At 49.7% G+C, this 18,189-nt stretch carries 17 protein-coding genes; 3 read left to right on the forward strand and 14 right to left on the reverse strand.

Going from position 1 to position 18,189, the window contains the following annotated elements:
- Nucleotides 1-10: 10 nt before the first annotated feature.
- The 6 genes from OHJ21_RS12060 to OHJ21_RS12085 all read right to left on the reverse strand — a co-directional run bounded on the left by OHJ21_RS12060 (nucleotide 11) and on the right by OHJ21_RS12085 (nucleotide 7,027).
- Nucleotides 11-919, reverse strand: coding sequence for an ABC transporter permease (locus tag OHJ21_RS12060; protein WP_100537862.1), 909 nt, complete (start codon nucleotides 917-919; stop codon nucleotides 11-13).
- Nucleotides 920-931: 12 nt separating this feature from the next.
- The gene (locus tag OHJ21_RS12065; RefSeq protein WP_009592113.1) at nucleotides 932-1,858 is read right to left on the reverse strand and encodes an ABC transporter permease subunit; all 927 of its coding nucleotides are present in this window, start codon (nucleotides 1,856-1,858) and stop codon (nucleotides 932-934) included.
- A 116-nt stretch (nucleotides 1,859-1,974) separates the two neighbouring features.
- Nucleotides 1,975-3,564, reverse strand: coding sequence for a glutathione ABC transporter substrate-binding protein (locus OHJ21_RS12070; protein WP_486020158.1), 1,590 nt, complete (start codon nucleotides 3,562-3,564; stop codon nucleotides 1,975-1,977).
- Nucleotides 3,565-3,658: 94 nt separating this feature from the next.
- Nucleotides 3,659-4,663 carry an asparaginase gene (locus OHJ21_RS12075; RefSeq protein ID WP_100537864.1) on the reverse strand — a complete coding sequence of 335 codons (1,005 nt, stop codon included), beginning with the start codon at nucleotides 4,661-4,663 and terminating at the stop codon, nucleotides 3,659-3,661.
- A gap of 28 nt (nucleotides 4,664-4,691) precedes the next feature.
- Nucleotides 4,692-5,852, reverse strand: a complete 1,161-nt coding sequence (locus tag OHJ21_RS12080) for an ROK family transcriptional regulator (RefSeq protein ID WP_100537865.1) — start codon at nucleotides 5,850-5,852, stop codon at nucleotides 4,692-4,694.
- Between the two features lie 938 nt (nucleotides 5,853-6,790).
- Nucleotides 6,791-7,027, reverse strand: a complete 237-nt coding sequence (locus OHJ21_RS12085) for a ferredoxin family protein (RefSeq protein WP_015736133.1) — start codon at nucleotides 7,025-7,027, stop codon at nucleotides 6,791-6,793.
- A 286-nt stretch (nucleotides 7,028-7,313) separates the two neighbouring features.
- Here OHJ21_RS12085 and OHJ21_RS12090 point away from each other — a divergent pair, with 286 nt between their 5' ends.
- On the forward strand, nucleotides 7,314-7,961 hold the full coding sequence (locus OHJ21_RS12090; RefSeq protein WP_486020159.1) for a helix-turn-helix transcriptional regulator: 648 nt from the start codon (nucleotides 7,314-7,316) through the stop codon (nucleotides 7,959-7,961).
- Nucleotides 7,962-8,066: 105 nt separating this feature from the next.
- Here the strand turns inward: OHJ21_RS12090 and OHJ21_RS12095 are convergent, their stop codons facing one another.
- The 4 genes from OHJ21_RS12095 to OHJ21_RS12110 all read right to left on the reverse strand — a co-directional run bounded on the left by OHJ21_RS12095 (nucleotide 8,067) and on the right by OHJ21_RS12110 (nucleotide 12,406).
- Nucleotides 8,067-9,152: a PQQ-dependent sugar dehydrogenase gene (locus OHJ21_RS12095; RefSeq protein WP_486020160.1), complete on the reverse strand. Its 1,086-nt coding sequence runs from the start codon at nucleotides 9,150-9,152 to the stop codon at nucleotides 8,067-8,069.
- Between the two features lie 23 nt (nucleotides 9,153-9,175).
- Nucleotides 9,176-10,684: a UDP-N-acetylmuramoyl-L-alanyl-D-glutamate--2,6-diaminopimelate ligase gene (locus tag OHJ21_RS12100; RefSeq protein ID WP_100537868.1), complete on the reverse strand. Its 1,509-nt coding sequence runs from the start codon at nucleotides 10,682-10,684 to the stop codon at nucleotides 9,176-9,178.
- A gap of 1,106 nt (nucleotides 10,685-11,790) precedes the next feature.
- Complete coding sequence (locus tag OHJ21_RS12105) at nucleotides 11,791-11,889, reverse strand: YjcZ family sporulation protein (protein WP_100537869.1); 99 nt, start codon at nucleotides 11,887-11,889, stop codon at nucleotides 11,791-11,793.
- 109 nt (nucleotides 11,890-11,998) lie between these two features.
- Complete coding sequence (locus tag OHJ21_RS12110; protein ID WP_486020161.1) at nucleotides 11,999-12,406, reverse strand: YmaF family protein; 408 nt, start codon at nucleotides 12,404-12,406, stop codon at nucleotides 11,999-12,001.
- A 330-nt stretch (nucleotides 12,407-12,736) separates the two neighbouring features.
- Between OHJ21_RS12110 and OHJ21_RS12115 the strand changes: the two genes are divergently transcribed.
- Nucleotides 12,737-12,874 carry a hypothetical protein gene (locus OHJ21_RS12115; RefSeq protein ID WP_486020162.1) on the forward strand — a complete coding sequence of 46 codons (138 nt, stop codon included), beginning with the start codon at nucleotides 12,737-12,739 and terminating at the stop codon, nucleotides 12,872-12,874.
- Nucleotides 12,875-13,293: 419 nt separating this feature from the next.
- Nucleotides 13,294-14,148: an SDR family oxidoreductase gene (locus tag OHJ21_RS12120; protein ID WP_127592307.1), complete on the forward strand. Its 855-nt coding sequence runs from the start codon at nucleotides 13,294-13,296 to the stop codon at nucleotides 14,146-14,148.
- A 175-nt stretch (nucleotides 14,149-14,323) separates the two neighbouring features.
- Here OHJ21_RS12120 and OHJ21_RS12125 read toward each other — a convergent pair whose 3' ends face one another.
- The 4 genes from OHJ21_RS12125 to OHJ21_RS12140 all read right to left on the reverse strand — a co-directional run bounded on the left by OHJ21_RS12125 (nucleotide 14,324) and on the right by OHJ21_RS12140 (nucleotide 18,183).
- Nucleotides 14,324-15,064, reverse strand: coding sequence for a LutC/YkgG family protein (locus OHJ21_RS12125; protein ID WP_486020163.1), 741 nt, complete (start codon nucleotides 15,062-15,064; stop codon nucleotides 14,324-14,326).
- Nucleotides 15,057-16,577 (reverse strand): LutB/LldF family L-lactate oxidation iron-sulfur protein, encoded by a 1,521-nt coding sequence (locus tag OHJ21_RS12130; RefSeq protein ID WP_100537872.1) that lies wholly within the window; start codon nucleotides 16,575-16,577, stop codon nucleotides 15,057-15,059. Before OHJ21_RS12130 ends, OHJ21_RS12125 begins: the two co-directional genes overlap by 8 nt.
- The gene (locus tag OHJ21_RS12135; RefSeq protein WP_326094858.1) at nucleotides 16,564-17,301 is read right to left on the reverse strand and encodes a (Fe-S)-binding protein; all 738 of its coding nucleotides are present in this window, start codon (nucleotides 17,299-17,301) and stop codon (nucleotides 16,564-16,566) included. The genes OHJ21_RS12130 and OHJ21_RS12135 overlap by 14 nt, the downstream gene beginning before the upstream one ends.
- Nucleotides 17,302-17,406: 105 nt before the next feature.
- Nucleotides 17,407-18,183: a DeoR/GlpR family DNA-binding transcription regulator gene (locus OHJ21_RS12140; RefSeq protein WP_071220495.1), complete on the reverse strand. Its 777-nt coding sequence runs from the start codon at nucleotides 18,181-18,183 to the stop codon at nucleotides 17,407-17,409.
- Between the last annotated feature and the right edge of the window lie 6 nt (nucleotides 18,184-18,189).

Here is an 18,189-nt window from a genome sequence, read left to right on the forward strand (position 1 = left end):
ATCCCCCCTATTAGTTTTTCGTCTTCGGATCAAGGGCATCATTCAGTCCGTCACCGATCAGGTTAAATGCAAGCACGGTCAGGAATATGAGAAGTCCCGGATAATACACGATATGAGGTGCAATGCTCAAGTAATCGCGCCCCATGCTGAGCATGGCGCCCCAGTCCGGTTCCGTCGGCTTGGCTCCAAGTCCGAGGAAGCTTAACGAAGAAGCTGCCAGAATGGCGCCGCCGATTCTCATCGATACGTTCACAATGATGCTGGGAACCGTCTCGGGAAAAATATGCTTCCAGATAATCCGGTTATGCTTGGCGCCCATGGACCGTGCTGCCTCTACATATAAAGACTCCTTCGCGGAGAGTGTCACGCTTCGAATGATTCTGGCAAACGACGGCGTCCCGAAGACCGCCACCGCGATCACCACATTGGATAAGCCCGGTCCCAAAATCGCCACGATTCCGATGGCAAGCAGCAGGTCAGGAAATGAGAACATGACGTCACTTCCCCGCATAATGAGACGGTCGATCCAGCCGCCATAGTAACCGCTGATCAGACCAAGAATCGTACCGAGAATGGCGGATATAAATACAGCACTTAAGCTGACCGCCATGGTCAACCTTGTTCCGTCGATCAAGCGGCTCAGAATATCACGGCCGTACTCGTCCGTACCTGCCCAATGGGCAGCCGACGGGCCTTGCATCATCGCATCATAGTTCGGCTCATTCGGAGGATACGGAACGATTTGCGGACCGATCACCGCCAGCACTAACAATAACAAGATAAATCCGCTTGATATAACGGCAAGCTTTTGCTTCATGAATTTAGACGTAAACGCTTTGAATTTGCCAGTTGCCTGACTCTTCGCAAGCGTATCCTCCGGTACGGAGGAATGGACCGTCACTGTTGAATTGTCGCTCATGGGTTCCCCCTCCTATTTCGATGCATACCGGATTTTTGGATTCAGTACACCGTACAATAAATCGACAATCAGGTTAATCAGGATAAATTCGGCTGCAAACAGCAGTAAAAGCGCTTGAATGACGGTATAATCCCGGAACGCAATCGAGTCTACCAAGAGACGCCCCATGCCAGGAATACTGAATACCGTCTCAACCATAACGGAACCGCCCAGCAAAAATCCGAACTGCAGCCCAGCAACGGTTACGACCTGAATCAGGGAGTTGCGCAGCGCGTGTCTGCCGACAACGACGAATTCCCGCAGACCCTTCGCGCGTCCCGTCCGGACATAATCCTCACGCATCGTCTCCAGCATCGAAGTACGGGAGTATCTTGCCAGCATGGACATAATCCCTGCCCCCAGCGTAAAGGATGGCAGAATATAGGACTGCCAGCTGTCGACACCGCCTGTCGGGAACCAGCCCAGCTCAACGGAGAAAATTTGAATAAGTACAAGACCAAGCCAGAAACCTGGCAGGGAAATACCGGATATCGCAGTCAACATTCCGATATAGTCCGGCCATTTTCCGCGGTTGACGGCAGATATGATACCAATGATCAGACCAATGACCAGTGCCCAGCCAAGGCTGGTAAAGGTCAGGACAATCGTTGGGAAAAAGCGGCTTTCCAACATGTCCGTCACCGGCAAACCGGAAGTAACGGATACACCCAAGTCACCCTTCAACAGATCACTCATGTAGTTCACATACTGCTGCCATAGCGGCAAGTTTAAGCCTAGCTGCTCTCGAATCCCGTTGATCTCCTCAAGGGTGGCATCCTTACCTGCAACAAGTCGTGCCGGATCTCCAGGAATAAGGTGAATGAACATAAATACAAGAATGGATACAACGAACAACAGCGGGATAACACCCAGCAGCCTCTGAATTGCATATCTTCCCAAAGGATGTGCCTCCTTTCAACATGCCAGCTTTTTAAAAATACGATGGGCCGCTTCCTTATTGATTCAAGAGGCGGCCCACCACAAGGTATACGTTTAGCAAGCTCTTCGCTGCCTGATTATTTGACTTCTGCGTTGATCACGCTGATCGATCCGTCCGGAAGGGCTTTAACGCCTTCAAGATAAGCTCTCTTGCCGGTGATGACCTGATCGACCCCGAGGAATGCCCAAGGAGCGTCTTCCCAGATTTGTTTTTGGATGTTCGCATAGATTTCTTTTGCATCTTCAGCTTTTACAGATGCGTTAGCATCTTTGATCCATTGGTCTACATTGTCGTTCTTGTAGTAAGCCGTATTAGAACCAGCCGGCGGGAAGAACTCGCTGCTGAACAGACCTTTTGTTGCGCCGTCGGCATCACCTGACGAAGGGGACCAGCTTACATACCACATTTGAATTTTTGCGTTTTCCGGCGTAGCCGAGTTAATCTGATCGGACAGGGTTGCACCCTCCATCGATTTCACGTCGACTTTGATTCCGACAAGAGCCAGCTGCTGCTGAATGAACTGCATGCCTTTCATCGTTTCGGAATCGTTCTCTCCCCAGAGCTCTGCTTCGAATCCGTCCGGATAGCCCGCTTCCGCCAAGAGTGATTTTGCTTTCTCCAGATCGTAATCATAGCCGGTTTGCTCGGAGTAGTGCTGGGTCATTGAGGACATGGAAGACTTCAGCTTCGAACCCAGTCCGGATTTAACCACTTTAATGTAAGCATCTTTATCAATGGCATAGTTGATGGCTTGACGAACCTTCAGATCGTCATAAGGCTTCTTCATGGTGTTAAGAGTGATATAACGAACGATGGTGGAATCGATCTTATCAATGACAATATTGGAATCGCCTTCTACTTCAGAGACTTGCTCGGTTGGCATAGGATAGATGAAATCCGCTTCGCCCGTCTTCAGCATTGCGATCCGGGAACCGTTCTCCGGTACCGGTTTAAACGTAATGCTGTCTACCTTCGGAAGTCCTTCTTGCCAGTAATCTTCATTCTTCACAACAACAAGGCGGTCACCTTGAATCCATTCCTTGAACTTGTATGCCGCTGTACCTACAGGGTTCTTCGTGATGTCGGCACTTTCTTTAAGCGCCTTCGGGCTGATCATCAGCGCCATCGCGGTCTTGTTCAAGAAAGCGTTGTACGGCTGGCTAAGGGTGATGACAACCGTGTGGTCTTCCGGAGTTTGAACATCGGCGACGGTAGAGAAGCTTTTACGCATTCTAAGGTTGTTCTTTTCATCCATGATGCGATCCAGGTTGGCTTTTACAGCTTCTGCGTTGAAATCCGTTCCATCATGGAACTTCACGTTCTGGCGCAGATTGAATGTGTAAGTCAGGCCGTCTTCGCTGATCTTGTAGTCTTCAGCCAGCACAGGAACGAGTTCCATCTTGTCGTTGAAGCCCATCAAACCTTCGTACATTGTGCGTGCACCGGAAATGGAGTGCGTGTCTCCGGCATTGTGAGGGTCAAGCGTGATGAAGTTGGCGTTAATCGCAATGACAACATCTTTGTTATCTTTTGTCACCGGCTTGCTCTCGCCGCCGCCTTCGCTTGCCCCTTTGCCGCTTCCGCTGTTTCCGCCGCAGCCTGCCGCAACAATCGTAAATGCGAGCAGCAGCATGAGCAGTGACCATGTTCTACCTTTGAATCTCATTGTTTTACTCCCCCTTTGATGTAGTGAATATCTATAGATTCACTCGCCGCTTCAGCATATAACATCCTGCCGATCGCCTTGAGTTCCTCACAGCTTAAACATTCCATTCGTACACCGCACGTCGCTTCCCAACCAGCGTACCGCCATCGTTGAAAATCTCATTCGGAACCAGCGCATACAAGCGGTCGATCGTAGCCTGATCGCTGTAACCCAGGCGCTCCAGGATGGAAGCGATGATGCATGGCCATACTTGCTCGGAGCCATCGGACACTTTAAGCGAGATCGCCAAGCGTTCTTTCCGAAGACCGATGCCGTACACGCCCTTGGCGCCGCCCTTGGCAGTCAGATTGTGGTCCCGGAGCAGAGCAGAGCATACAAACTTCGTGTCTGCAATGATATCCGGGTACTCATTCATCCGTTTTGCCATTCTGGCAGCTGCCTCTGCAGTCTCTGGATCCTCGATCAAATCCGGGCATGCCAGCTTGAGGAAGGAGTAACCGATGCGGTCCAGCGGAAGCGCGAAGATAGGAAGGCCACAGCCGTCAATGCCTTGCGGAATCGAGGAAACCGGAACCTCGGCAAAATAAGCCAGCGTCTCAATGATCTCTTGCTGAACCGGATGCTCCGGCTTGTAATACGTGCTCTCGTCCCAGCCCATATGCTTGCATAGGGCAATCAAGCCGCTGTGCTTGCCTGAGCAGTTATGGAAGATTCTGCGCTTGTCCTCATGATCGCGATGGCGCTGCGCCTTGGCATCCTCGTTCAATGGATAAGTTGCACAGCAGTGCAGCGTTTCTTCCTGAATCCCGGTTTTCTTCAAAATAGATTCCAAGGCATCAATGTGGAAGCGTTCGCCCCGGTGTGAAGCGGCAAACAAGGCCGTTTCTTCCCCTGTAAGTCCGTACACCTCGTCAATCCGGCGTTTCATTACCGGTATTGCCTGGAACGGTTTAGCCGCCGATCTCAGAAAGGTCATATGATGCGGATCACCCGCTGCATAAACCACCTTTCCGTTCTCGTCTACAACACTGATCGCTCCGTAGTGGATGTTCTCCAGTACGTTTCCGCGATACTCCTCTACCAATGGCACAAATCCCATGATTTTGCTCCCCCGATCTCCAGATGAATTAATTCAATTGAAAATAACGATCCTGTGCGACAAGTCCCGACCCGATGATGACCCCATGCTCGTGAAGCTCGGATCGGACAATTGTAAAGGAATCCTGAAGCGGTTCCCAGATATACTGTGAGTAGCACAGCTCGGTGATCTCTTCATATACTTCAGGGAACTTGTCCAGAATCTCACCGCTCAATATGACGCTGTCCGGATTGTACATACTGACGACGTTATTAATCGTAATCGCCATATATGCAAGGGCCCGATCGATCAAATAGCTTGCCCAGCGCGTTCCGGCCCGCCTCTCCGCGAACAGCTCCTCGATCGTGCGGACGGGTTTGATTTTGCTGGCTTCCGACAACAAGGACGGTATATTGATATACGTTTGGAGGCATCCGGCTTTCCCGCAGTCGCACATCATGCCTTCAGGGTCCACGGTCGTGTGACCGATTTCCCCGGCGCTGTTCGTCACCCCGCGGTAAATCTCCCCCTCCAGAATGAGCGCCGATCCGACGCCATTACCGAAGCCCAGGAGCACCGTACGGTTGGAGCCGTAGGCCGAACCCTTGAGCTGCTCCGCCAACGCCTTCACCTTCAGTTCATTGTCCACGACTGCTTGAAGCCCGGTTAATTCCTTGAGCCTCTCGGCAAGCCTCACATTCTTCCAACCAAGCTGTACCGAGAAATTGACCACACCGGCATCAACATCGATGATGCCCGGCAGTCCCACGCCAATGCCCACCACCCGTCTGCGATCGATATCGCATTCCGCGATGAGTTCTTCAATGGTGTCTGCAATTCGGGCCACCGTGGCTTCTGCCGTATCCTCCGACGATCTCGGAAAACTTCCGCTGCACAATACGTTTCCCTGAACATCGATGAATCCAATATTAGCTTGATGGCGATCCAGCTCGACGCCGATCGAGATGACCGCCGTATCCAGCAGCCTTATTAAGGAAGACTTTCTTCCGCGGCCGGCCGAGGCTTGTTCTTCTGTTTCGTGAACGTATCCTTCTTCCGTCAGCTCCGATACGATCCGGCTGACCGTTGTCGGACTCATTCCCGTCTGTTTGGCAATGGCTGCTCTTGAAATCGGCTGTTCGTTCTTGATGATTTGGAATACTGTGAGTCTGTTCTGCCGCTTCATAAAGTCTTGATCATGCTTTTTCATGAAGACATCCCCTATTTAATTTCATCAGTAGATTAATTAGATCATTTTTCCAAATAAAACGATCCGAAATCATCAAAAAACCGTGATTATTATCAAGTTTATTATTTTTATTCTCCAGTGATATTAATAATAAAACGTGTTTTGTAAATGTGTCAATATATATGACACATTTAAATTATTATTTTTTTGATTCTGGAAATGTAAGTGTTTCAATATTTTACGAAAGAAATTCATTCTCGTGTATACATACAATTGACCGCGCATCGCGCACAACATGACATCAACTTGACGCAGGATCTCCTAAAATGTAGATAACAACGTCTTTCCACCCTATGAATAAAGCCACCCGAGAAATGAATGATTGGAACATTCTTCATCTCGAATGGCTTCTAAAAGAGGAAATACATGATTTTTTCGGTGTTGTGCCGGGTCTTTAGGTACTTTCTTGCTCGATCTTCCCACAACGAATTAAACCACCCGAGAAATAAATTCGAGGTGACCCTCAAATAATCCCGGATGGTCTACGTATATAGAACACGTATTTTGATTAACGCATGAGCGCAGCTTAAAGCTATCATAATTTCGACTATTTATCGTAGCCTCTTTTATTTGATCGCATCAGATATGAGTTACAACTTGTAATCCTTGATCTATTTTAATCTTTTAATCTTTAGTCTCTTATCTTTAGTCTTTTGATCTTTCCTTTTGAACTTTCCAACCAGCGGAGGTTTGAGGATAACCGATCCTTTGGGAGTCCGTTTCTACCTTGTCTATTCCATTCCGGAAACGGACGGACAACAGAGCGGGTAGCCTCAAACCGGAGCGCACGGATCCTTTGGGAGTCCGTTTCTACCTTACCTATTCCATTCAAGAAACGGACAGACAACAGAGCGGATAGCCTCAAACCGGAGCGCCCGATAGACTCAAACCGGAGCGCCCTACTTGTTCTTGTAATATTCAACCGCTTTATCGAAATAATGCTTCTGGTCTTCCGGCAGATCCTCAAAATAGAAAATGGCCGCAACCGGACAAGCTGCTTCGCAAGCCCCGCAGGAGATACAAATATCGGTATCGATGTAGAACTGGTCATCTCCTTCTTCGATACAATCCACAGGGCAAACGTCAACGCATTCTCCCGCTTTCTCTTCGATACAAGCTGAGCCAATAACATACATTCGTGATTCCACCTTCCCGATTGTAATAATCTTTCAAACTTTCGACGGCTATCATTGCAAAAAGTCGATCTTCATAGATTTCTTGGTTTTCTATACTTTTTATACTAAAATATATCATAATTATGTGGTAAACATGCCAATTGTCAATGAACCGCGTGAGGACAGCCTCAAAAACAGCTATTCCGGTTGACTTATAGAAGGTAAAGACATAAGATGAGACATATTGCTTTTTAACCTTTTTAGTTGAAAAAGAAAGCATTCATCGAGAAACAAGGCGGTGATTATAGTGGATCAAGAAGTCGCATACAGTACCCGCGAGTATATCATGCAAATGTTAAAAATAAATGGTGAACTCAGCACGAAATCCATTACCGAGGCACTGGGCATAACAGGCATGGCCGTCCGGCGCCATCTGGAGAGCTTGAAGAGTGAGGGTTACATCACCTATCGAACCGTGAAGCAGCCGATGGGAAGACCCGTCTCCTTATACAGTCTTACTGAATCAGCTGAGGATTTTTTCCCTAAGAACTATCATACGCTTGCACTCGATCTGCTGAACGAGCTGCAGGACGAGGCCGGTGACGAAATGATTTCACGGTTGTTCGACAAGCGCAAAGATACATTGCTGAACAAGTATACGCCTACGGTGAAAGCCGATGCTCTCGAAGATCGCGTTGCAGCCCTTGCCCAGATTCAGAATGACAACGGATATATGGTGGATTACAAAAAAGTCACCGAAGAAGAATACCTCCTCGAAGAACTGAACTGCCCCATATCCCAAGTAGCCAACCGGTATCAACACGCATGCCGCTGTGAGCTTGACCTGTTTCAATCCTTGCTGGAGGCGGATGTGGAACGTACCGAGTGCCTTGCCAAGGGCGACAAAAAATGCGTGTACCGTATTCGAAAACAAACCGAAGCCATGCAAACATAATATCTGTTATTGCCACTTCAGGCTCCTTCCATACAGGAAGGGGCCTTTTTTTGTACTTGTCCTATCCTATTCTCTTAAATCGCAAGACATGTACAATTCTTTGAATTATTTCAGCACCAGCAGTCGATCATCCTGATCGGAGGGCACACCCCTGCCATCGGTATTGTTGGTAATGACATAGGTTTTGCCGTCATGGACTTTGACGTCTCTTAACCTGCCCTCCCCCTCCAATACCGTCTCAAGCGAGGCATCCTCCGGCCGAAATCGGTACAGCTTCTGACCGCGAAGGGTCGCCACGTACATGTAATCCTCCTCATCAAAAGCGATGCCTGAAGGAGCAATAGCCGTTTCGCTGCTGTGGTAGAGCGGGGCATTCATGCCCTCTTGCTGTTCATCCCCAATAATCTCGGGCCAGCCGTAATTGCTGCCGGCCGTTATCTCATTAATCTCATCATGTCCACCGGGTGTTCCGGACGGTCCATGCTCCGAACTGTAGAATTCACCATCCGAATTCCAAGCTAAGCCCTGCGAATTCCGATGCCCTAACGTATAGATATAAGAGCCTGCGGTCGGATTATCCGCCGGGACCTTCCCATCCAGCGTCAATCGCAATATTTTGCCTGCTAGACTTTCCTGGTTTTGCGCAAGCTCTCCTTCTCCCGAATCTCCAGTTGTTACGTATAGCATCTCGTCAGGTCCGATCGCAATTCTGCCTCCGTTATGCACATTGGAGCCAGGAATACGCTCCAGGAAGACTTGCGACTCTGTCCATTGATTCCCCTCCTGCTTCAGAAGGACCAACCGGTTCATGACCTTTCCATCCGAATCATAGGTGTGGTAGGCGAAAGCCTTGCCGGAATCCTGAAAATCAGGGGCTAACGCAAAGCCTAAGAATCCACCCTCTCCTTGATGGGCGACCGGCTTCTCGGTATGTACCGATTGTCTGGTTAAGGTGCCGTCCTGGATCTGAACGATATTTCCTTCCCGCTCGCTGATATAAATCGTATCGCCGTCAAAATCGATAGACCAAGGTGTCCTCAACTGCTCTGCAAGCGCTTGAACGGAGGAATCGGTTTTCTCCTCCCGATGTTCTTCCTGCCTCCCCTCTTCCTCAGAAGGGGGAGACTGTGTACAAGCAGCAAGAAGCAGCAAAACCGCGATTAACGCAGCACCAAACACCGTTCGTTTCAAAATCCAGCACCTCCCGGGTAATTTTATAGCTCCGGTGTCATCATCTGGATGCCTTGCTCCATGTCCTGCAATGAACGCAGCACAATATCCTCATCGCTAAATGATTCGATCTGGCTGCCTGCTACATAACGGGTCTCATGTCCTCGTCCGGTAATAATGATCCTGTCCTCGTCACCGGCCAATTCCACTGCTCGTTGAATGGCTTCTTTACGGTTCAGGATAACCTCCCAATTCCCCGCCTCATGCGAGGTTAAGCCACCCAGCATCTCTGCCATAATCTGCTCCGGATCCTCCGAGAACGGATTGTCCGTCGTGAACAACACATAATCCGAATACGAAGCGGCAATGTCCGCCATGATCGGGCGTTTCAACCGATCCCTCTCGCCCCGGCAGCCCATCACGCATATCATTTTGCCCGAAGTGATTTCCTTGGCGGATTGTAATGTTGCCTTAAGTCCATCCGGATTATGCGCATAATCCACAACCACGCGAAATCTCCGTCCTGTTTCTATTTCTTGAAATCGTCCATGAACCCCTGCAAATTGTTCAAGACTTCTGCGAATTTCTTCAAGCGGTATCCCTTCCAGCAGGCAAGTGGTCATGGCAGCAAGTGCGTTATATACATTGTGAACACCATGCACCTTCAGTCTGAAGCCGCCCTGTCCCCATGGCGTTTCTACATGAAACGTGCTGCCCTCCGGCATATTTTGAATGTGCGTTGCCCGAACATCAGCCTCGTTATGAATGCCATAGGTTACGATCTGTGCGGATGTACGTTTTGCATAATAGGACGATGCTTCATCATCCGCATTCAGGACCGCCTTCTTCAGCATGTCACGGTTACTGTTTCCCAGCTGGGCGAACAACAGCTCCTTCGTATTGCGATAGCTCTCCATATTCTGATGAAAGTCCAGATGATCATGTGATAAATTCGTAAAGACTACGGTTTGAAAATCACATCCGCGCACTCTCCCCATATCCAATCCGTGCGAAGACACTTCCAACACGGCATAGTCCCCGCCATGGGTGACCATCGTGTGAAAATAACGCTGCAGCTGGATCGTATCCGGCGTGGTATTCAGCGTCTTCTCCATATGATCTCCGATCTTCATATACAGTGTGCCAATAATGCCCGTTTTGCGGTGAGCGTCGTTCAGTATCTTTTCTACCATATGGGTTGTCGTGGTCTTGCCGTTTGTCCCGGTTATTCCGATCAGCTTCAAACGCTGTGTGGGATCTTCAAAAAATGCGTTTGCGAGAATCGGCAGAATTCTTCTGGTATCTGGTACTGTTATACGCGTTACGTTCCCTGGAAGCACCGGCAGCTCCCTCTCAGCTACGATGGCAACAGCGCCGTTGCGTATCGCATGCCGGGCATAGTCATGGCCGTCCACGTGAAAGCCCGGAACACAGACGAACAGGCCGCCAGGCCGGATCTCTCTTGAATCTGTATTCAGGTTCGTGATATCCATGGAAGTACTGCCCGTTATCGTCTTAAGTATCAGCCGCTCCGTCAGTGATTTCAGAATCATGTAAGGTTCCTCATCTCGTGATGTAATCAAAATCCCATGGTCAATGGCAGTGTGATATATAAGATGTAGAATTTACGACTATGTATCGTTTTAACCAGCATTTCTTATTAACCTAACCAAGCAAACACGTTCTGAAACTTAAAAAGGCAATTTCCATGGTGATCAAACACCCGTCCACGCTTTTGCTGACACCCATTCGTTCTGCGAAAGTTGCAGTTAATTTATTTGAGGATTCACCACTGATCAAATCCTGCTCAAGGTAGCGGGTACAATAACAATCCAAGACGAACACGTTCTTCGTTCTTCTTATTCCGTACCACAACAACAGAAAAGCAGCTCGATAAGGAAGCTGCTTTTCGCCTGCACAGATAAATGAGTGAATTCCTATTTCTTTTTCATGATAACGAACAGAACACCAGTGAGAATCAAAGCTGCACCGATCCAAATGGTTGGGTGTGGTGTGCCAATTGATTTGAACAGATTTTGCAGTTCTAGGCATTGCCTAGTGATCCACTTTAAACCTGCAAGATCCATGCCATATCATCCTATTTCACGGTGCGTTACTTAAATAAAATAACGACAAACCAAGAATGAACTTCACTTCTTAGTTTGCCGCTCTTTTTGGTATTTCTCAAAACTAGTATCATCTTTCTCTAAGCTTTTTACGGGCGATGCTTTTTGTGCTTTTCACACTTTACAATGACCTTTTGTCCCGGTTTGAGGACAATCACTTTAACCTTATGATGATGTTTTTTCATAAGAACTCCTCCCTTCGAAGAAGATAATGCATTATATGCAGAATCTATAAAAATGAATTGGACGAATAATTAATGAAAAAAATGAAGGTCCTGAAAGGATCAGTAAAGAATCCCTCAGCTTCCGAGTACATGATATGCTCTCAGTTTCCTCAAAAGCCTCCACCGGGTGAAGTCACCGCTAAAGCTTGGTTATAATAAAAAGCGTGATTAGCTCCTTTTTTTGAATCATCTGCCCCATTCATACAGCTGGGCGCGTGAATAAGGCATCCAAATTTATTTTGGATGCCTTTAGATGTTAACCCTGGTATATTCAATGCGCGTAAGTGAGAGCCTCTATAATGTATTCACTTAAAATCCCCAAGTACGGAGTATTATTACAAGTAGAATAAAGAGAACGAGAATAACACCAAGACTACTACCATACCCAGAACCTTCATAGCCGCTCATTCATCATTACCCCTTTCCAGTTGGAATAATACATCATATGAAAGGGAATCTGATAAGGCAAAGGCAGGAGGTAATAGTCAGAGGCATAATTTATAAGAACAAAAATGCATCAATAGGAAGTACCTGGATAGCCCTGTTCATTACCTGTATTTCCACTATATCGATGAGCATGTGGAATCCTGCCATCTACTGTGGTATAACCCTCAAAATAATGATAGTGCCCACCACCTGCCAAGGGAACGGCAGGGCCAGTTGTTCCTCTGATCATGTGCTTGTGTTGGTCATTAAATGATGTTTGGGCATGATAATTATGGACGTGTGGAACACCACTTGGAGCTGGTTCAGTTACACCCACGTAATGATGAAAATGTCCAACATCAAAGGATGTATCTCCTTCAAAGGGATGCACATGAACGTTAACCGGTCTTCCATCCCAGGATGTAAGAAAGAGTTGATGTGAATGTCCCGAATCGGAGTCATTGGAATGAACAACAAACCCCGTTATTTGTATTTCCATCAAATAGAATCCTCCTTCATATCATGATTTCTTTCGTGTTTGCCTTCATGCCACACCATATCCCACCTTTCGGCACACTTAATAAGACAACCATTTATATTTGCTTGATAGCAAAGTATATGGGGATGACAAGTTTCAATATGCTATTGGAAACTAAAATCGAAAAGAAGGCATTTTGTATTCTCCGCCAAGGATATGTGGCGCTTGCATGCGTCAGTCTTTACGTTTTTTCTTATGCTGCTCCCTTCCTTGGAAAGAACGCTCCTTCACCTTCCATATACTGGAACCTCCATTTGATTCGTGCGTATTTAGCCTTAAGGGGCTGATCTTATGTTTTTACTAATACTCGACGTTCTGAGCGTATCGGTCAACGTTCTGATCATTTTGTTCGGTCTGTTTGTTGGTGCCATTAATATAGAGATCGGCATATCTATCGATCGTCCAACAAATCCATTTGAAATGAGGTGAATATATCATGAAAAAGATGAACTGGCCCGGACGAACCAAGTTGGAAAATTTATCTGGTAACGCCACCCTGGTTCTGGATGTTATCCTCCTCCATATCCCTCGTTGGATCATGAGGCTTTTTTAATGGGGGATCCCCTCTTCTGTCGTTAGTTACTATTCACAAGCAGCTGTCGGTGTATTTCATCCCCCCCGGGGTGTACCTTCCTGTTCTGGTAACTTGGCTCGTGCAGCTCTTTCTTGATCTCGTGCTCCTTACCAACATAAAGAATATGATGACTGGAAGCGTTAGCCATGTTACGCTGGAAGTAAGCGGTTGCAATCCTGGAATTAAAGAGGGGTTAATGCAGCCTGCCGTTTATAAAACGCGGACAGAGGATCCGCCTCGCTACATTCATTTCTGCTTGAAAGGAGAACCATCGATGGGACCGTTCACTGACGATTTGCTTCAAAATAAAGTCGTACTGATTACGGGAGGCGCCACCGGGCTTGGGCGAGCCATGGGAGAGAAATTCGCCCAGCTTGGCGCCAAACTCGCCATATGCGGACGCCGTGAGGAAGTTCTGCAGCAAACGGCTGCAGAACTAAGACAGCAGGGCTGCGAGGTATGGTACAAGAGCTGCGATGTTCGGGACCCTGCGCAGATCACGGCTCTTGTCGAAGCGGCAGAGCTGCATTACGGCGGCATTGATGTACTTGTCAACAATGCCGCTGGGAATTTTATCAGCCCTACGGAACGTCTATCTCCTCGGGCTGTAGATGCCGTGCTGAACATTGTGCTGCACGGCACCTTCTACGCAACCCTTGAAGTTGGCAAACGCTGGATTGAGCAAGGCAAAAGCGGAACAATGCTCAACATCGTCACGACTTATGCCTCAACAGGCTCTGGCTACGTGGTCCCTTCTGCAGCCGCAAAAGCGGGCGTGCTTGCGCTGACACGGTCCCTCGCGGTGGAATGGGCCCCTTATGGCATCCGTCAGGTAGCGATCGCCCCGGGTCCGTTCCCCACCGAAGGCGCCTGGTCAAGATTATCGCCCACGCCGGACCTGGAGCAAAAAATGATCGATCGCATCCCCCTAAGGCGAGTTGGGGATGCAGAGGAACTAGCCAATCTGGCCGCATATCTCATTTCCGATTATGCCGGTTACATAAATGGCGATGTGATCACCATCGATGGCGGCGAATGGCTGCGGGGTGCGGGGCAGTTCAACGACTTGGCGGAAGTGACCCATGAGCAGTGGGATCGGCTGGCCGAGCTGACGCGTAAAGGAAAATAACCTCATACGTAAAAACATCCATCTATCGCTGTGCTTTCATAGTAGACAGAATGGTGTGGATCGTAGTTTACAGCTTCGCTGAGAACTTATACATTCTATAATTTAAATAAGCCCCAAGCCGTGAGCATCATGTGACTGCTCCTGGCTTGGGGCTTATCTTGCGTCAGGTGTTACGTTATTCGTCGTAGGAGTCTACCAGCAAGGCGTACACGATGCCTGGCCCGTGAACGCCAATCGTCAGATCGTTCTCAATATCGGCAGAGCGGCTCGGGCCTGAAATAAAATGGATTCCCGCCGGCAGCTGCTCGCGTCCGGCCTGATCGAACTGAACCAGAATCTCGCCTAGCCGGGTAACCATTCGCTCTATGGGGATGATAGCCATCAACACGGTCGGCAGCAGGCTGACGGATCTGCCTTTTTGCGGGGCCGATTTCACCGTAATCGAACCGGTGTAAGCCGCTGCGTAATCCGCCATGACAACGCCAAAATCAGCTCTGGCAGCTACAGCCCTCCAGTCCGTGTCCGCTGCATCATTCCAGGAGAGAACAAGTGCCTCCGGCAAGCTCTCTTCCAGCCCCAGGCGGTCCAGCGCGTCCTCCTGCTGACGAAGAATCGTAGCCGCACTCATCTCCATCGCTTTGTCCCTAATAAACCGGCTGACCTCTTCAAGATGGTTCAGCCTTACAACATGGCCCCCGGCCGCTTCAAAGTTGGCGGTAAACTGCGTAATCCTCTCCTCGAGAGGCCACTCAAATTCTTTCCAGAAGTCGGGGGCACCGCGAAAAGGGTGCTCCGGAGCGGTGCGAACCCGGTCTCTCCCCAGCTTCGCTGCGATTCCATCCATGAACAGTTCCTGCTTCTTGCGAGACTGTTCTTCAAGACGGCTCAGCCAACTGCGATTGGTTTCGTCAGTCATGGGCATTCTCCCCCTTTCCGGACTTCTGCTGCTGAAGCCGCTCTTTCAATCGGTTTGCGATTTCAGGGTCCATTGTCCCCGAGGTGCTTCGAATATCCTGCTCCATCTCCGGCCACCGGTCACGGAAGGATTGCTTGGGAAGACTCGGGGTTACCCTGTACGAATTCCACCCCTTCAAAGGACCGATCCGCGTTCGGATCTCCCCGCCTCGCACTACCAATTTCTGGCCCCACTTCCCGAGGGATACCACGCTGCGGTAACGCTTGGCATTCCCCATGATCGCCGAGAAGCCCTTCATTCCCATTGCTTCCAGCTTGTCACCGCGCCCGGCTTCAATCTTCCGGCGGCGGAGGGATACCAGCATATCATGCAGCGGAATCTTCACGGGGCATGCTTCATAACAGGCGCCGCACAGGCTGGATGCGTTGGCGATATCGTCCCATTCCGCGACATTCTTGTTTAAGGCCGGCGTTAATACGGCACCGATTGGGCCGCTATACGTGCCTCCATAGGCGTGCCCGCCAATATGGCGATATACGGGACAAGCATTCAGGCAGGCGCCGCAGCGTATGCAGTTGAGCAGCTCCTGAAATTCGGGGTCGCCGAGCTGGAGAGAGCGCCCGTTGTCGATGATGATAATATGCATTTCGTCCGGCCCATCGGCATCCAGCTCTCTCTTCGGCCCGCTGATGCCGGACATGTACACCGTCAGTTTCTGACCGGTCGCCGACCGCGGCAGCAAGGTAGCCATCACTTCGAGATCCGCCCATGACGGAATAATCCGCTCCATGCCCATCAGGGTGATCTGTGTCTTCGGCACGGTTGTCACCATCCGGGCATTGCCTTCATTCTCGAACAATACCATCGAGCCCGTTTCGGCGATCGCAAAATTACAACCCGTCATACCAATGTCCGCTTCAAGAAACTTCTCGCGCAGCTTCATGCGGACGAACCCCGCCATAATCGCCGTATCGGGCGGCAGCGTCTCACCCGCCTCTGCTGATAACAGCTCCGCGATCTGGTAACGGTTCTTATGGATGGCGGGAATGATGATATGAGAAGGCGTTTCATCCGCAAGCTGAATAATATACTCGCCGAGATCCGTTTCCACGGCCTCTACCCCGATCGAGTCGAGCGCCTTGTTCAGATGCAGCTCCTCGGACACCATCGATTTTGACTTCACGACGGACTTGGCCGACTTATGCTCCGCAATCTGCAGGGAGATCGCGACCGCTTCTTCCGCCGTCTCCGCAAAATGGACATGGGCTCCGTTCGCCCTGGCCTGTTCGGCAAACTCATTCAAATAGTAATCCAGGTGCGCAATGGTATGGAGCCGAATTTGGCGCCCCCGTTCCCTCCACGCATCCCAGTTGCCATGCTCCTCCGACGCAAGCTTTTTGCCAAGCCGCAGCCGCTCTGTCGTAAACTTCACCGCATTGCGCAGAAAATCATTATTAAGGGCATAACCTGCACGCTCCTTAACCGTCTGCGCTCTCGTCTCAGCTGTGCTCATGCACGCTCACCCCCTCATACAGAAGCTCGGCTAAATGCTTGACCTGAACCTTCTCGCCCCGGTGACGCAGATTGCCGGCAATGTTTAAGAGGCAGGCCATATCAAGTCCGACCAGCACGGACGCCTCGGTTTCCAGCACATGATCGCTTTTCTCCGTTACCATCGCACCTGAAATATCCGCCATTTTCACGGCAAACGTTCCCCCGAATCCGCAGCAATCCTCGGCAAAAGGCAAGGGAACAAGCTCCAGCCCCTTGACGTGGCTGAGCAGTTTCATCGGCTGCTCCTTAACGCCGAGCAGGCGGCTTCCGTGACAGGATGGATGATAGGTTACCTTTTGCGGATAAACGGCGCCTACATCCGTCACCCCCAGCACGTCAACAAGGAATTGCGTAAACTCATAGCATTTGGATTGAAGCGCTTTCGCTTTATCCAGGTATAAAGGATCGTCCTTGAACAAATCCGGATAATGATGAATCATATACGTGCACGAGCCGGAAGGGGACACAACGAAGTCGCTATCGTCAAAAGCGTCCAGAATCGTCTTGGCACTTATGCGAGCATCATCCCAATACCCACTGTTGTAGGCCGGTTGGCCGCAGCAAGTCTGGATTTCCGGGAATTCCAGCTGCACCCCGTACCTTGCCAGCAATCTTGCCATCGATTCAGCCACCCGCGGGAACAAGGCATCGCTGAGACAAGTGACAAATAATGAAATCTTCAACATCTTCACCCCGCTAATCATCAGGATATGGACCGAAGGATCGGCCTCTAGCAAGAACCCCCCGGAACGGGGGGATTCCATGTTGATATGTTATAGTAGCTTCCTCTATACAGATTCGATCTTGATGCCCAATGCTCGATAAGGTGCCGCTTCCTCTTCCGTCAATCTCCGATCGGTGATGATCAGATTCACTTGGGAGAGATCGGCAACCTGCGCAAAAGCCTGCGTACCGAATTTGCTGGCATCGGCGAGCAGAATGGTCTCATCCGTCATTCCGATCATTTTATGCTTGATTCTCGCTTGAAGCTCATTGGATTCGCTAAGACCCCGCTCGATGTGCACACCCTTGCATGACAGAAAGGCTTTATCCACGTAGTAAGCATCCAGCGAGCGCTCCGCAAGCGGACCGACAAAGGACAGGGAGCGATGAGCCAGAATACCGCCTGTGGAGATCACCTGAACCCTCTCCTTGGTGCTCAGCTCAGCAGCTACCTTAATCGAATTCGTCAGCACGGTAATCGGAATATCCGGTATGATTTTCGCCATATACCAAGCCGTTGAGCTTGCATCCAGCAGGATGCGATCATTCGGATGGATTCGCTTGACCGCTTCCTCCGCGATCCGCTGCTTCTCCAGCGCATGCATGATTTCCCGTTCAGCATACGGTATTTCCGGCTGCGACCGCTGAATTTCCGGTTGATCCTTCACGCTAACCGCTCCGCCATGGGAACGGCGCAGGCGCCCTGCTTGCTCCAGCCTGTCAAGATCGCGGCGAATCGTTTCTTCCGTTACACCGCAGAGCTGACTCAGCTCGGAGACTCGGATGCTCCCTCTTTCGTTGACCAACTGTACTATTTTCTCATATCGTTCTGCAACCAGCATCATACC

Source organism: Virgibacillus sp. LDC1, from assembly GCF_025792345.1.
Lineage (GTDB): Bacteria > Bacillota > Bacilli > Paenibacillales > Paenibacillaceae > Paenibacillus_AQ > Paenibacillus_AQ lautus.